General features: G+C 47.9%; 15 protein-coding genes. 13 read left to right on the forward strand and 2 right to left on the reverse strand.

The genetic code is table 11. The annotated features are described in order from the left end of the window. Positions 1 to 193 precede the first annotated feature (193 nt). From PBN151_RS19930 to PBN151_RS19980, 13 genes are all read left to right on the forward strand, one after another. A complete protein-coding gene (locus PBN151_RS19930; protein ID WP_072730391.1) occupies positions 194 to 1,291 on the forward strand; it encodes an ABC transporter substrate-binding protein in 1,098 nt (365 codons plus the stop codon). Between the two features lie 31 nt (positions 1,292 to 1,322). Then, on the forward strand, positions 1,323 to 2,432 hold the full coding sequence (locus tag PBN151_RS19935; protein WP_072730392.1) for an ABC transporter ATP-binding protein: 1,110 nt from the start codon (positions 1,323 to 1,325) through the stop codon (positions 2,430 to 2,432). A gap of 3 nt (positions 2,433 to 2,435) precedes the next feature. Beyond that, positions 2,436 to 3,299, forward strand: coding sequence for an ABC transporter permease (locus tag PBN151_RS19940; RefSeq protein WP_065291972.1), 864 nt, complete (start codon positions 2,436 to 2,438; stop codon positions 3,297 to 3,299). Continuing rightward, complete coding sequence (locus PBN151_RS19945) at positions 3,296 to 4,114, forward strand: ABC transporter permease (RefSeq protein ID WP_072730393.1); 819 nt, start codon at positions 3,296 to 3,298, stop codon at positions 4,112 to 4,114. Before PBN151_RS19940 ends, PBN151_RS19945 begins: the two co-directional genes overlap by 4 nt. Positions 4,115 to 4,130: 16 nt before the next feature. Continuing rightward, positions 4,131 to 5,267 carry a M20 family metallopeptidase gene (locus PBN151_RS19950; protein ID WP_072730394.1) on the forward strand — a complete coding sequence of 379 codons (1,137 nt, stop codon included), beginning with the start codon at positions 4,131 to 4,133 and terminating at the stop codon, positions 5,265 to 5,267. 38 nt (positions 5,268 to 5,305) lie between these two features. After that, a complete protein-coding gene (locus PBN151_RS19955) occupies positions 5,306 to 6,739 on the forward strand; it encodes an NAD-dependent malic enzyme (RefSeq protein WP_021256967.1) in 1,434 nt (477 codons plus the stop codon). Between the two features lie 10 nt (positions 6,740 to 6,749). Next, on the forward strand, positions 6,750 to 6,890 hold the full coding sequence (sda, locus tag PBN151_RS19960) for a sporulation histidine kinase inhibitor Sda (protein ID WP_081677094.1): 141 nt from the start codon (positions 6,750 to 6,752) through the stop codon (positions 6,888 to 6,890). Between the two features lie 398 nt (positions 6,891 to 7,288). Further along, positions 7,289 to 8,335 carry an ABC transporter substrate-binding protein gene (locus PBN151_RS19965; protein ID WP_072730476.1) on the forward strand — a complete coding sequence of 349 codons (1,047 nt, stop codon included), beginning with the start codon at positions 7,289 to 7,291 and terminating at the stop codon, positions 8,333 to 8,335. 87 nt (positions 8,336 to 8,422) lie between these two features. Further along, entirely contained in the window at positions 8,423 to 8,584 is a 162-nt protein-coding gene (locus tag PBN151_RS31415; protein ID WP_175560757.1) for a hypothetical protein, read from the forward strand. Then, complete coding sequence (locus tag PBN151_RS19970) at positions 8,566 to 9,477, forward strand: ABC transporter permease (protein ID WP_139295381.1); 912 nt, start codon at positions 8,566 to 8,568, stop codon at positions 9,475 to 9,477. The genes PBN151_RS31415 and PBN151_RS19970 overlap by 19 nt, the downstream gene beginning before the upstream one ends. Before the next feature lie 2 nt (positions 9,478 to 9,479). Further along, entirely contained in the window at positions 9,480 to 10,277 is a 798-nt protein-coding gene (locus PBN151_RS19975) for an ABC transporter ATP-binding protein (protein ID WP_065291970.1), read from the forward strand. Between the two features lie 108 nt (positions 10,278 to 10,385). Next, positions 10,386 to 10,523, forward strand: a complete 138-nt coding sequence (locus PBN151_RS31420; protein WP_175560758.1) for a hypothetical protein — start codon at positions 10,386 to 10,388, stop codon at positions 10,521 to 10,523. Between the two features lie 333 nt (positions 10,524 to 10,856). Continuing rightward, positions 10,857 to 11,045, forward strand: coding sequence for a hypothetical protein (locus tag PBN151_RS19980; RefSeq protein WP_021256963.1), 189 nt, complete (start codon positions 10,857 to 10,859; stop codon positions 11,043 to 11,045). Positions 11,046 to 11,127: 82 nt separating this feature from the next. On the opposite strand, the gene PBN151_RS19985 is transcribed toward PBN151_RS19980, so the two are convergent. Then, on the reverse strand, positions 11,128 to 13,248 hold the full coding sequence (locus tag PBN151_RS19985) for an ABC transporter ATP-binding protein (protein ID WP_072730395.1): 2,121 nt from the start codon (positions 13,246 to 13,248) through the stop codon (positions 11,128 to 11,130). Between the two features lie 18 nt (positions 13,249 to 13,266). Beyond that, on the reverse strand, positions 13,267 to 15,003 hold the full coding sequence (locus PBN151_RS19990; RefSeq protein ID WP_028531369.1) for an ABC transporter ATP-binding protein: 1,737 nt from the start codon (positions 15,001 to 15,003) through the stop codon (positions 13,267 to 13,269). Positions 15,004 to 15,390 lie beyond the last annotated feature (387 nt).

Below are 15,390 nucleotides of genomic sequence, written 5' to 3' on the forward strand. Positions count from 1 at the left end.
GCATGATGCTGACAAATGGAAATATGGCGTTGTTCAAGTAATTGTGCGAGTGCTGGATACAAATTGTGTTAAAATGTGACAAATTTCATGGTTCTATATTGAACATACCATGCCCCTATGCTAAAATCAAACCAAGATTCACCAATTATAAACACTGTTCACGAATAGTGAACAAATTTGGGGGAGGAATACAATGAAAGCACGTCGCTGGGCATCATTGATATTAACTTTAACCTTGATCGGCTCTTTGTTGGCTGCTTGCGGATCTTCAAATTCCAGCAGCAAAGATGGAAACGGTTCCAATGGTTCGTCTGTGGAAGGTGAATTGGTTATCGCCGGGAATGGAGCTACGGTGGAGACCTTGATGAAGGACGAAATTTTCAAAAAGTTCAATGAAAAATACCCAGACGTAAAGCTGTCCTATGTATCGGGCGTATCGACAGATATTGTGGCCAAGGTCACGGCGCAGCAGGGATCTCCGCAAATTGATGTAGCCGTCATTGAAGGTGGCGAGCAGGAGGCAGGCCGCGAGAAGGGACTATGGGAAGCACTCGATCCTGCACAGATTCCGAACATGTCCAAAGTTGACGAACAACTGAAGATCAATGAAAACAGCGGCGTAACGGTCAACTATACCCCAATGGGCATCTCATACAATGTCAAGCTGGTGAAGGAGAAGGGACTGCCTGTACCGGAGTCTTGGAATGATCTTGCTCTTCCTGCAATGAAGGGAAATATTACGCTGACTGAAATGTCGAGCAACTTCGGCCGTTCAGCAACTATTATGCTTGCTTATGCCAATGGCGGTTCTGAGAAGGACATGGCTGGAGGCTTCGATAAACTGAAGACAATCGCAGGTTATATGCCGACATTCGCGAAGACTGCGGCTCAGCTGCAGCAGAATTTGCAAAATAACACGGCGGCATATACAGCTTGGACGATGGCAAGAAGTATCGTACAGAAGGATCAAGGCGTGGACTTGCAGTTCGTCATTCCGAAAGAAGGCGCCAACATCGTGCCGAATGTCGCTTCCTTAATCAAGGGTGCGAAGCATCCTAATGCGGCCAAAGCATTCATCGATTTCCTGCTGACAGACGAAGTACAGACGCTGTACGCGACGAAGTTGTATTACAACACGGCTGTTGATGTGAAGCTGCCTGAGGATACGGCGAAGCTGCTTGATTTTGATAAAAGTAAAATTGTGAAATTCGACTATGGTGTCATTAGTGACAATACGAAGCAATGGCTTGATCAGTTCAATAAGGAAGTAGCGCCTCTCGTAGGTAAATAACTTATAGATAATCAGGATGGAGGATATGCTCATGACGATCACGTACGACGTAGAATTGCAGGGCGTTCATAAGCGCTTCGGTGGAACGGTCGTCGTTGACAATTTCAACTTGGGAGTGGAACGGGGAGAGTGTGTTACTTTCCTCGGTCCCTCGGGTTGTGGGAAGACGACGACGTTGAATATGATCGCCGGCTTCTTAGAACCGGATGGAGGAGAACTGCGAATCAAAGGCAAATCCATGCGCGGTGTTCCTGCGAATAAACGAGATCTCGGCATGGTATTTCAGACGTACTCGTTATTTCCGCATATGACAGTCGGAGAAAATGTTGCATACGGCTTGAAGCTGAGAAAGACATCGAAATCGGAGATGGCGGATCGCGTGAAGAAGGTGCTTGATCTCGTGAAGCTTCCGCATGTCATTGATCGATATCCGAAGCAATTGTCAGGAGGACAGCGGCAGCGGATCGCTATCGCACGGGCACTTGTGACGGAGCCGTCACTGCTGCTGCTGGATGAACCGCTTAGTAATCTCGATGCGAAGCTAAGAGAGGAATTGCGGGAGGAAATGAAGCGTCTGCAGCAGGAAATCGGCGTAACGACGATATTTGTCACACATGATCAAGAAGAAGCAATGTATCTCTCTGATCGAATTGTCGTGCTCGATCACGGAGCTGTAGAGCAGATTGGGACTCCTGAGCAAATCTATCATGAGCCGGCCTCAGCGTTCGTGCATGAGTTTATTGGCAAATCCAATCGCTTCGAAGCTACTGTCGTTGCTGTAAACGATCATTGGGGGGAGCTGCGTACAGCAGGAGGAATAAGGCTAAAGGCTGAACGGAATGGGTACTCGTTCAAGGAAGGAGAGCAGGTGCTCGCTTATGTCCGGCCTGAACATATTCGAATGGAAGCAGCACGATCGGAAGCTGGAGATTCCTCGAATGAATCCAATTGCTCGCATGGAGCTGTTTCGCTGGTGTCCTTCCTTGGTTCGTATGGAGAGATGGTTGTACGAACAGCCGATGGTTTGATCAGTGTGCGAACTCATTCCCAGCGTCGTCATCAGCATGTGTCAGACGAACAGCTGGTGAAGCTTACATGGGATGAGCAAGATGTCATCGTCTTCCCGCGGAAGGAGGGCTAGCATATGGCGAAGCCCGCAGGAAGTAAGTCTTGGGCAGCTCTACTGCTGCTTGTTCCCAGCCTGATCGTGATACTGGGTGTATTTGTACTGCCGATGCTGTACATGTTCGTAATTAGCATTCGTGAAGATGGAGGAACCGGTGCATTTACACTGGAGCAATATGTATTATTTTTTCAAGATCCATACTATGTAGAGGTGCTGTGGCGGACAATCAAGCTTAGTCTGTACACAGTTATCGTGTGCCTGCTACTTGGCTATCCCGTAGCCATGTATATGGCGCAGGCAACGCCCAAAATGCGGGGATTCATTACGTTTCTCATTATTTCTCCTCATCTTATTAGCGTCGTCATCCGGAATTTCGGCTGGGTGGTCATTTTAGGCGACAATGGCTTCATTAATAACACCCTTATCTCGCTAGGAGTAATTGAGAAACCGCTGCGTCTGTTGTACAACGAACTTGGCGTCGTTATCGGTCTTGCAGATTCATTAATTGTCTATATGGTACTTGCGATTGCAACGAGCCTATATGCAGTAGATGCTTCCCTGTATAAGGCCGCAGGGATACTAGGTGCTTCCCGTTCGCGGATGTTCTTCAGTGTGACGCTGCCGCTAAGCATGCCTGGCATATTTGCCGGCACGACGCTTGTGTTCAGCTTGGCGATGAGTGCCTTTGTCACGCCTGCACTTATGGGGGGGACATCTGTGAAGGTAATGCCGGTTATCGCCTACGAGAAGATGATGGCTGCCTATGATTGGTCGCTTGGCGCAGCGCTTGCCTTTTTGCTTCTTGGCTCGACGCTTGGCCTCGTGGCTCTATTTACACGATTGGTTGAGACGAAACGATATAAGGAGGTGTTCTCGTCATGATGAACGAATCGAGACGAATTCGAATTTCGCCGCTTGGCATCATTACGTTTCTCGTCGTTCTAATGGTCATATCGCCGCTCCTTATTATCGTGCCCACTTCATTTACTTCGACGGGGGTACTTCGCTTTCCACCAGAGGGCTTTTCGCTGCAGTGGTATGTGAAAATTTTTGACCGTCCAGAGTTCATTGAGTCTTTTTGGGTAAGTGTGAAGCTGGCATCCATTACAGCCGTAATCGCAACAATCATTGGTACGCTGGCTGCATTCGCACTGCACAAATATAAGCCCAAGGGGAGTGGAGCGATCAACGCGCTGCTCTTGTCCCCATTGACAGTACCTTCCTTGATTATAGGGATATCTGCACTTCTATTTTTTACGAGAATCGGACTTGCCGGTACCTTTACGGGGTTGCTGCTCTCTCATATCTTGATCTCGGTTCCATACGTCGTACGACTTGTGCTGACCGGGCTCAGTTCCTTCGATTATACATTGGAGCGGGCTGCGGCTATTTTAGGTGCAAATCCGATTCGCACGTTTTGGGACATTACCCTGCCGGTTATCCGGCCTGCTATTTTCTCAGGAATGGTGTTTGCGTTTCTGACGTCATTCGATAATGTCACGGTATCCTTATTCTTAATATCTCCATCAACGACAACACTTCCGATGGCTATCTTCAATTATATGCAGGAATCGTTAACACCGCTTGTCGCGTCTATTTCTTCCATCATGATATTGCTAAGTCTCGTATTTATCTTCATCTTAGAACGGGTATACGGATTGGATCGATTGTTCGGCTCCAATTCGCAATCCCATTAAGGCAGGTAAAGTAGATATGAAATTCATAGAGCAATTGGAACGGTGGCTGCCCGAAATGCTTGCCCTGCTGGAGCAGAGTGTGAATATGGATTCCCCATCAACGAATAAAGAGTTAACCGACCGGATGATAGATTGGTATGAGGATTGCTTCAAGAAGGAACTTGGAGCAGTAGTAGAACGAGTTCCGAATGATAGATATGGAGATAGACTCGTCGTTCGCGTAGGCAGCGGTTCGAGGAACATATTGCTCGTGGGCCATGCGGATACCGTATGGCCTGCGGGAGAGACGAAGAGAAGGCCATTCCGCGTAGACAGCAAACGAGCTTACGGGCCTGGTGTATATGATATGAAGGCGAGCTTGATCCAAGCATTATTTGCGATAAAAATTCTACAATTTACAAACAGACTTCCCGAACAGCTATCAATTGTGTTATTAATTAATAGTGATGAAGAAATTGGAAGTCCAACTTCGCGACAATGGATTGAATTCTATGCGAGAGAATGCGAGGCGGCCTTCGTGCTAGAGCCGCCGATGGAGCCTACTGGAGCATTGAAGACAGCTCGCAAGGGTAGTGGTCGATTCTATCTATCTGTTGAGGGTCAAGCAGCACATGCGGGTGTCAATCCCGAATCGGGCGTATCTGCGGTCGAAGAGTTAGCACATCAAATTATTCAACTTCACCGCATGTCGGACCCAGAACGCGGCATACATGTGAACGTTGGTAAAATAAGCGGTGGGATTGGAGCCAATGTGGTAGCCGATTATGCCGAAGCAGACATTGATGTGCGCGTCCGGACGATGGAAGATTTCAATCGATTTGTAGAGAGGATTCATGGACTTACTTCAATTCATCCCGATGTTCGTCTCCGATTGACTGGAGACATGAATCGTCCCCCTATGGAGCGGACAGATTCGATTGCGAAGCTGTATCAGATAGCTAGAGAAGCAGCGAAAGAACAATTGAACTTGGAGTTGGAGGAGACAAGCACGGGCGGTGTAAGCGACGGGAATTTCATAGCAGCATGTGGAGCACCAACGCTCGATGGATTAGGTGTGCGCGGAGATGGCGCACATTCACCGTCGGAATTTATTTGGCTGCATGAGTTGCCGCGTCGAACTGCATTGTTGGCTAGTATACTGGAACGTCTGTAACGTTAAGGAAGCAGTTGATTCAGGGGAGAGTGCAAGCCATGGCCAAGTCACTAGGTTCAAGCACGAATATTATTATTCGAATGGAAATTGACAAGCATGTATGTACATTTGCTCAGATTGCAGCAGCAATCGGCGAGAGCGGCGGGGATATTGTTGCGATAGACGTCATTCGCGGCACACCGGCATTTACAGTACGAGACGTTACGGTCAATGTGTATGATGGCAGTGTTGGTGATCGCATCGTACAGCGGTTGAAGCAGCTGAAGGGTGTTACGATCGTGAACGTCTCGGATCAGACATTCCTGATGCACCTCGGCGGTAAGATTGAAATGACCCCGAAAGTACCGATTCGTAACCGTGACGATCTGTCACGCGTGTATACGCCAGGTGTTGCCCGTGTATGTATGGCCATCCACGAAGATCCTAACCGCGCCTATACGCTGACGATTAAGCGGGATACGGTTGCCGTCATCTCGGATGGAACGGCAGTGCTGGGGCTTGGCAATATTGGAGCACTGGCAGCAATGCCAGTTATGGAAGGGAAGGCAATGCTGTTCAAGCAGTTTGCCAATGTAGATGCTTTCCCGATCTGTCTGGATACGCAGGACACGGAAGAAATCATACGAACGATTGAAGCGATTGCGCCGGCATTTGGCGGCATTAACTTGGAAGACATATCGGCACCGCGCTGCTTTGAAATTGAGCAGAGATTAAGCGAGAAATTGGATATTCCTATTTTCCACGATGATCAGCATGGTACATCTGTAGTCATGCTGGCGGGAATTCTCAATGCGCTGCGCATCGTTGGCAAGTCGATCGAGGATTGCAAGATTGTGCTGTGCGGCGTAGGTGCAGCCGGAATGGCATGCACGGAGATGCTGCTCACAGCAGGAGTTGTGAATATCATTGGTGTCGATCGTCAGGGTGCGCTAGTACGCGATACCGTGTATGAAAATGAAGCATGGAATCGGTACGCATCGAAGACAAATCCGAACTTGGAGAGCGGTTCTCTGAGTGATGTTATCCGAGGTGCGGATGTATTTATCGGCGTATCCGGGCCAGGTGTATTGAAGAGAGAGGATGTCATGACAATGGCTTCCGACCCAATCGTATTTGCTATGGCCAATCCGACTCCAGAAATCGATCCGGACGAAATCGAAGATATTGCTCGCATTATTGCAACAGGTCGTTCGGATTACCCGAACCAAATCAATAATGTTCTCTGTTTCCCAGGGCTGTTCCGCGGCGTGCTGGATTGCCGTGCGTCCAAGGTGACAGAACGTATGAAGCTGGCAGCGGCACATGCAATTGCTGAAGTTGTACCTGCCGATGAGCTGAATGAACTTTATATCATTCCGAGCGTCTTTAATGCACAAGTTGTGCCGAAGGTTCGTGATGCGGTCGTAGATGCGGCCTATGCGGATGGCGTGGCACGCAGACGTGATTACAGAGACGTGAACAAAGGGGTATAATCTACACGTTATGTACACGTTATTGACCGACGAATCACTACAAGAAGCTTATCAGGAAGCTGTTCGTATGCAATTGGAGGCTACATTTGTCGATATGCTTCTTGCTGAAATTGAATATCGTAGGAAGCGGATAAGTCTCGAGGCTTCCTGATGCACCTTGTTCTGCTTGTGTTTCATGCTTAGAAATACATTTGAAAACAATCATACATGACAGCCACTCTTTCAAACTACGATGTCTGAAGGGGTGGCTGTTTTATATGTAGGACAGCGATTATTTAAAAAGTAGAGAAAAACACAAAAAAATGAAATAAAATACTAGAAAATGCCATATTTATCAAACGTTATTATTGACGAGTTGGAATATGTAGGTACAATATGCCTATAACGCGTTACTTGGATCATGCTTTTAAGCTTTTGTGGTTTTATGCTTTTACGCGATAAATCATTTTTTGTTGAAATTGACCACTGCTAACAACAATAGTGTTGTGGTGAACCAAGAAAAAATGATAGTTTACAAGAATTTATGATGTGAAAGGGAGAATGGTCATGATGAAATCTCGTCGTCATCTTGTTATGGCTGCAATGATGTCGCTTCTGATGCTGTTTGCAGCTGCATGTGGGAATGGTGGATCTGCCAATAATGCCACTAGTGAAGGGAGCGGAGAAGCTAAGGGCTCTGCTGAAGGCAAGAAAGTCAAAATTGGCATTACCCAGGTTGTCAATCATGCATCCCTCGATGAGGCCTATAAAGGCTTCGTTCAAGCATTAAAGGATAATGGTTATGTCGAAGGAGAGAACTTAGTACTGGATTATCAGAATGCTCAGGGTGATCAGACAAATGCAGCTACGATCGCGCAGAAATTCGCGACGGGCGGAGTGGATCTCATTTTAGGGATTGGCACATCGGTTTCTCAAGCTGCAGCGAAGGAGACGAAGGATATTCCTGTGCTGTTTACGGCGGTTACGGATCCTGTAGGAGCAGGTCTTGTACAGAGCATGGAGAGCCCGGGCGGCAATGTGACAGGAACGACAGATCTGCACCCTGAAGCGATCTCCAAACTGATGGAGTTCATTAAGGACAACGTCAAAAATATTGCATCAGTAGGCATCATCGCAAATGAGGGCGAGCAAAACACTGTTGTCAATGTCCAGAAAGCTGAGGAAGCTCTAACAAAGCTCGGGCTATCGGTCGTCAAAGCTCCCGTAACGAATAGCTCAGAAGTGAAGCAAGCTGCGGAATCGCTTATTGGCAAGGTACAGGCCATTTATGTTCCTTCTGATAATACAGTCGTAAGTGCGTTGAACTCAGTTATTGGTGTGGGCAATGACAATAAGATTCCGGTGTTCGTTGCAGAGAAAGACTCAGTAAAGAACGGCGGTGTTGCTTCCTTCGGCTTCGAATATTTCGATCTAGGTTATACGACCGGCAAGATGGCTGTTGAAATCCTTAAGGACGGCAAGAAACCGGCTGATGTTTCTGCTCGTATTCCTGAATCTCTCGATTTGGCGTTGAACCTGAAGGCAGCAGCTGCTCAAGGATTCGATGTATCGGATGCGATGAAGCAGCAGGCCAAGCCAGAGAACTTGTTCCAATAACGACGGAAGGCACTGCTTCGCTGCACGAGCACATGGCGAATGAGGGCATCAACATGCTTTACCGAACAGTTTCCATGAGGCTCTTATATGCATCACGTGTATGCAGGCAGCCGTAATACATACGGCCTGTACGATAACGGCTTGGCGACCGCAATCATAGTGGTCGTTCGGGTTGATTTCGATACGGGCCGTTCGTTCATTTATACGAATCGAGGAAGGAGCGATGGCTCGTGGATGGATTTGGATTAGCGATGCTGAAATCGGCCGAGTTAGGCGTGTTATATGCTGTAATGGCGTTAGGGGTATACTTAACATTTCGCATACTTGATTTCCCGGATTTAACGGTAGACGGAAGCTTTACGACGGGTGCAGCGATCGCTGCATTATCAATAACTTCGGGCATATCGCCTTGGATTGGTACGCTGCTTGCATTTCTCGGTGGTGGAATTGCAGGCATGATTACGGGTCTTATTCATACGAAGGGGAAGATCAACGCACTTCTATCTGGCATATTGATGATGATTGCTTTGCATTCCATTAATTTGCGGATTATGGGCAAGGCCAATATTGGCCTGATGCAGAATGAAACGCTGCTGACGCCTCTATCGCATGGACTTACGCTGCTTTTGGTAATGGGAGCATTTGCGCTGCTTATTAAATTTGGTCTGGACTGGTTTTTGCGTACGGAAATTGGTTTGTCACTGCGCGCGACGGGGAACAACCCGCGGATGATTCGCAGCTTCGGTGTGCATACCGACAATACGATTATTCTTGGCGTCAGTCTCTCGAATGCACTTGTTGCTCTATCAGGCGCACTTGTCGCGCAATCCCAAGGGTTCGCGGATATCCAATCTGGGGTAGGCATGATTGTTGTGGGGCTGGCCTCTGTCATTATCGGTGAGGCGATATTTGGCCATCGCACGATCATGCGTGCTACGCTAGCTGTGGTGCTAGGTGCTGTGCTGTATCGGGTCATTATCGCAATTGCTTTGCGAATGCAAATGAATGCAACCGATTTGAAGCTGCTCACAGCAATTATCGTTATTATTGCCTTAACGATACCGATGATTCGCAAGTCATGGAATCAACGTCGTGCAAGCAAGCTTCGGGCTATCCAGATGATTCAAAAGGGTGGTGAATAGAGATGCTGCATGTCAATCAAGTAAGTAAGTTTTTTAATGCGAATACGGCTGATGAGAAGATGGCATTATCTCATATTCAACTGCATTTACAACCTGGCGACTTCGTTACGGTTATTGGCAGCAATGGTGCAGGCAAATCGACCCTAATGAATATTATTTCCGGAGTGATTGCACCTGATGTAGGTAGCGTCTCGTTAGATGGTCATGAGGTAACATCCATGTCAGAACATCGCCGGAGTCGCTGGATCGGTCGTGTGTTCCAAGACCCGATGGCTGGAACGGCACCGGATATGACGATTGAGGAAAATATGTCCATTGCCCTGCGCCGTGCAACGAGACGGGGGCTGGGATTCGGTGTTACGCGCGCTCGCCGAACCTTGTTCAAAGAGGAATTGTCCAGACTTAAGCTTGGTTTGGAGAATCGCTTGAACGCTAAGGTGGGATTATTATCTGGCGGTGAGCGCCAAGCCTTAAGCTTATTGATGGCCACGTTCACGCAGCCTAGTATCTTGCTGCTTGATGAGCATACGGCAGCCCTTGATCCTGGCCGTGCAGAGCTTATTACTCGTCTAACAGAAGAGATTGTGCGAGCATCAGCGCTTACTACACTCATGGTGACACACAACATGGAGCAGGCCATTCGGCTAGGCAATCGCCTTATCATGATGGATAAGGGGAAAATCGTGCTTGATATTCCATCGAAGTCGAAGCAGACATTAACGGTAGATTCCTTGCTTCGCGAGTTCGAGCGTGTTCGTGGGGAGAAATTCGTGGATGATCGGGTTGTGCTCGGAGGATAGTACCAAGCTATGTTTGAAGATACTTGAAGAGATCCTACAGGAATTAGATCGCCTTAAGACGTTATAAATGTGAGATAAGAGGGAAGTCTATAAGTGGAGGTGAGTGATATGCCGCATAACAAAGCGCAGCGAATTCATCAACAACAGAATCATGCCAGCATCATGGAGGAGCAGATAACTCCAAAGACCGGCAAGATTGCCCACCGTGCAGCAAGCTTGAACCAGATTCCGAAGCAGCAAGGCTAGACGGATACTCATTCATTATATGATGCCTGATGCCTCGTACTCCGGATGAAGGAATGAACTTGCGTGCAACGCTGACCTTCTCAACTCATGGATAGCAGATGACAAAGTACAAGACAAAGGAGTGTAAACAAATGGCACATAAACAACAAGGACATTCCCGTCAAAATACGACGACGCGTACTTCAGATGCCAATAATGCAAAAGGCAAACACAAGTAATTGCAACAGCAATTAAGCATGTATACAGCAATCATGTTGACTTATCCTCGATATTGCAGTTATGAAGTATTGCCGTTCCTGTTGTCTAACGCCTTTCAAGGAGGATGCCAAAACGATGGATCATCTGAATCTGGAGAGCGACTATTCCTGCTCTCAGGCAAGTACCGATTTGCCGCAGCTTAAGGCAGAACTTGAATCGCTTCGTTCAAAGGCGATTGGAGGGATGTCTTATGATCTGGAGCAGGAACTCAATCGAGTAGAGAATCAAATCCACTTTATTAAAAATAAGTGTTCCCTGCGTTAAATGATTGTATCGATCAGAAAGAGCGTTCACCATGTCTGCTTATGCAGACGTAGTGAACGCTCTTCTTATTGAGCATGATCGATTAGGTCGTAGGGACAGCAGAAGCCGAACGCGTTCCAAGGTTCGTACTGGATGAAACTGCTGCGGCATGCTCTATAGGTGCAGCGACTGAACCTTGCTGGAGCTGGTACATCTTATAGTAACGTCCTTGCAGTTCCATAAGCTCATCATGGGAGCCTTGTTCTACAATCTCACCACGATGGAGCACAAGAATCACATCCGCACTGCGAATCGTCGATAAGCGGTGGGCGATGATGAATGTGGTACGTCCACGCTTCAATACATCGAGTGCCTCTTGAATCAGAGCCTCTGTCTCCGTATCAATGTTCGCAGTTGCCTCATCCAGGATTAAGATGGAAGGCTGGAACGCTAGAGCACGGGCGAAGGAAATCAACTGACGCTGTCCGGCTGAGAGTGTGCTTCCCTTCTCGATAACGGGCTCATCAATACCGTTCGGAAGCTGCTTCAATATTCGATCTGCGCCGACGGCCTTCAAGGCGTCCTCCACCTGTTGGCGCGAAATGCGCGGATCGCCGAGACTGACATTACTGGCGATTGTTCCGGTGAAGAGGAACGGATCTTGCAGCACGATTCCCATATGCTCACGAATCCATTGCTTCGGAACGCTCGTGATAGGCGTACCGTCAATGCGGATTTCCCCTTTTTGCGGGTCGTAGAAACGGAAGAGCAAGTTCATTATTGAGCTCTTTCCGGAACCAGTATGGCCGACGAGAGCAACCGTCTGTCCTGGCTTCGCCTCGAAATTGATGTTCTTCAAGACGTAATCTTCCTTATATGCGAAGGAGACGCTGTCAAACTCAACATGCCCCTTATAGCGCGGCATGGAGCCTTCGTCGAGCTCTTCGCCATATTCATCCATGAGCTCGAAGACGCGCCCAGCCGAGACGATGGATGAATCGAGATTGGCCAGTTGGTTCACCATTCCGATAATGGGATGGAACAAGCGGTTCAACAGATCTGTGAATGCATACAGCACGCCGAGCGTGATGATCCCGGAGCCGTTCAAGGAAGCCCCGGCGAAATACCAGAGGACAACCGCAAATGCGATGTTGCGCAATACATTAACCAAGTTGTGCGAGGTGAATGCATTCAAGTTCAACATCTTATTCTGGTACGTAAAATACTCGTCGTTCATGGCATTGAATTCATCCATTGTGTGACGCTGACGGCGGAATGCACGAATGACAGGCATCCCTTGGATCGATTCGTTGATCATGGCGTTAATGGAGCTCAGTCGCGAACGAATGATCTTGTTGTAGCGAGTTGCGAACTTACGGTACAGAATAACCCACAATACGATAAGTGGCAGCACGAACATGCAGACGAGCGCCAACTTTACATCCAAGATGAACAGTGCGACATAAATACCGGATATCGTAATGATCCCGGATGTGAAATTCGCCAGTACGGAGACGAACAAGTCTTTCACTGCTTCGGTATCATTAGTTACACGTGAGACAACCTTCCCTGCGGGCAGGTTATCGAAGTACGGGATTGGCAGACGCTGCACATGGGCATAGACATCGCCGCGAAGTGTTCGAATAACTCGGTTCGCAGCCGTCTGTAAGCCAAGTGTCTTGCCGAAGCTCATGAAGATACTCACAACAAGCAATCCAAAATAGAGAGCCATCAACTTCACGATGCTTGCAATCTCCGGCTCGTAGAAATGCAATATCTCTTGCAGAGACATGACGACAGCAGGGGAGCTATAAGCCTTATCGCCCGTTCCGATCGTCAAGGTTCCATCCTTGAATATCCGATCACCCGTTGCTTGTTCAGGAATGTGTCCATTTACGAATAGGAATTGGGAGCCGACTTGCAGAATGCGTGCTTCGGCGCCTTTCTCCTCGCCAGGCTCAAAACGATCCTCGCGCTTTAAGGTACGTCCTTCGTATGTGATGGCACCCTCTGCTAGCGTATTAACTTCATAATAGGGCTTCTCAATCCCCAAGATATGCTTATCGATAATCGTCTTGGCGATGAATGGGCCGGACAGCTCTGCCGCCACGGCCAGCGCCAACATGAGTAGTGCAAGTATGAATGTACCTTTATATTTCAACGCATAGCGCCATAATCGTCTGCCTACATGACGAGGCGCTTCTTTTTGTTGTTCTATTTCCACGTTGTATTTCCTCCCTTCTTACAATCCAGACTCCAATTGCTGGCGGTCATACTGTTCCTTATACCAGCCGCCTTGCTGGAGCAGTTGCTCGTGCGTGCCTTGCTCGACGATGCGTCCGTCATCCATGACAATAATCATATCTGCATGCTCGATGGCAGACAGACGGTGTGTTGTAATGAGTGTCGTCTTGCCGGCACGCTGCTCACGAATATTCTTAATAATATTCGCTTCTGTCCGTGCATCTACCGCAGAGAGGGCATCATCCAAAATAAGCACTTCTGGGTCTTTAATGAAGGCACGTGCCAGAGATACGCGCTGCTTCTGACCGCCAGACAGCGCCACACCTTTCTCACCAACGATCGTGTCGATACCGTTGACCAGGGTAGGAAGGTCATGTGTGAAGGAGGCCGTATCGATGGCATTCATCACATCTTGTTCCGTACCGTGTTCTGAACCGTGTAGAATATTTTCTTTCACGGTCTTTGAGAATAGAATTTGCTCCTGCGGCACATAACCGATCCAGCTGTGGAGTTGATCCATTGGAATTTGATCGAGCGGCACATCATTAATTAAGAACTGACCATTTCCAATCGGGTATTCCCGCAGCAATTGTTTAATGAACGTTGACTTGCCGCTGCCGGTACGCCCGACAATGCCCAACGTCTGACCTTTGCGCAGCGTAAGTGAAATGTCCTCCAGATTAGGCACCGTCGACGATGGATACTGGAATTTGTAATGCTTCCAAGTAAAAGTCGCTGGAACATCGACTTCCTTCGGTTGCGCTGCATCCTGTACATCTGGGGTGTAATGAAGAACTTCGTTTACCCGATCCATTGCGGCATTCCCGCGCTGCATAACATTGATAAGTTCTCCTATGGCAAACATTGGCCAGATCATAAATCCGAGGTACATATTGAATGTCAGCAATTCACCTAGTGTCATCTCATTATGAATAATCAGATAAGCACCGAATCCAAGCCCGATCATATAGCTAAGTCCGATAAACAAGCGAATAACCGGATCGAACAACGCGTCAATTTTGGCAACAGCGACATTCTTCTCATACACGTCCTGTACGATGTTGCGGAAGTGCTGTTCATCTGATTTCTCTTGTACATAGGCGCGAAGCACGCGCACACCGCCAACTGATTCGAGCACCTGATCATTCATTTTGCCGAACGCATCCTGTGCAATGGTGTAGCGCTCATGAATCTTCTTGCCGAATATCTTCATTGCGATGGCGATGAAGGGCAGCGGGAGCAGCACCGCAAGTGTCAGCTTCCACTGCATAATAAGCATTGCGACTAGCACGGTCGCGAGAAATGCAGTCGAGTCGGTCAAGGTAAGCATGCCAAAGCCAGTTGTCATGGCAACGGAACGCAGGTCATTCGTTGATCGGGCCATTAAGTCGCCTGTACGATTCTTCTCGAAGAACGGAGGCGTCATCTTCAAGAACTGGCGCATCAGCTTGGAGCGCAGCTTGCGCTCCACAAGGTTGGCTCCGCCGAAGATTTGATACATCCATACATACGTAATTCCATAAATGATCACCATGGAACCGAGAATGTAAAATAGGTACTTCGTAAGAGATTGCCACGTGATCGCACCTGTTACGATCTCATCGATAGCATTACCAAGCAGTCGGGGAGGCAGAAGTTCAAGTATGCCTACTGCGATGAGCAGGGTTACCCCGATTAAGTATCTCGTTTTGTGTTCTTTAAAGAACCAGCCGAGCTTTCCTAGTACGGAAAACATACATTCACATCCTTTGTCATTTGTTGCAGATTGATCGTAAGACAATAAAAAAAGGGCATACCGTTCGTAAACGATATCCCTTGATGAATAAGGTCATATGTACGAGCGGTGAGCGCCCGTTGTCCAATCCTGATTCCACGATCCGAAATCCATCATGGCACTTGATTGGCGATTACCCAATCAGTACCTCATGATCTATCGAAATGGATTCATTCTTCCGTTCGATCTAATGGTTAGAAACCAGTCAGATCGCTCGGTTCAGCAGGGCTCCACTGATATGAAATTGCTTGAGCTGCGTTATCAATGTGTTGATTTAGCAATTGTACTGTCAACATGGAGTTTACCTGCCTTTCTGCATCAATTTAGTTGGACGATTCATTGTTATCG

The organism is Paenibacillus sp. NAIST15-1 (genome assembly GCF_001894745.1).
GTDB lineage: Bacteria > Bacillota > Bacilli > Paenibacillales > Paenibacillaceae > Paenibacillus_B > Paenibacillus_B suaedae.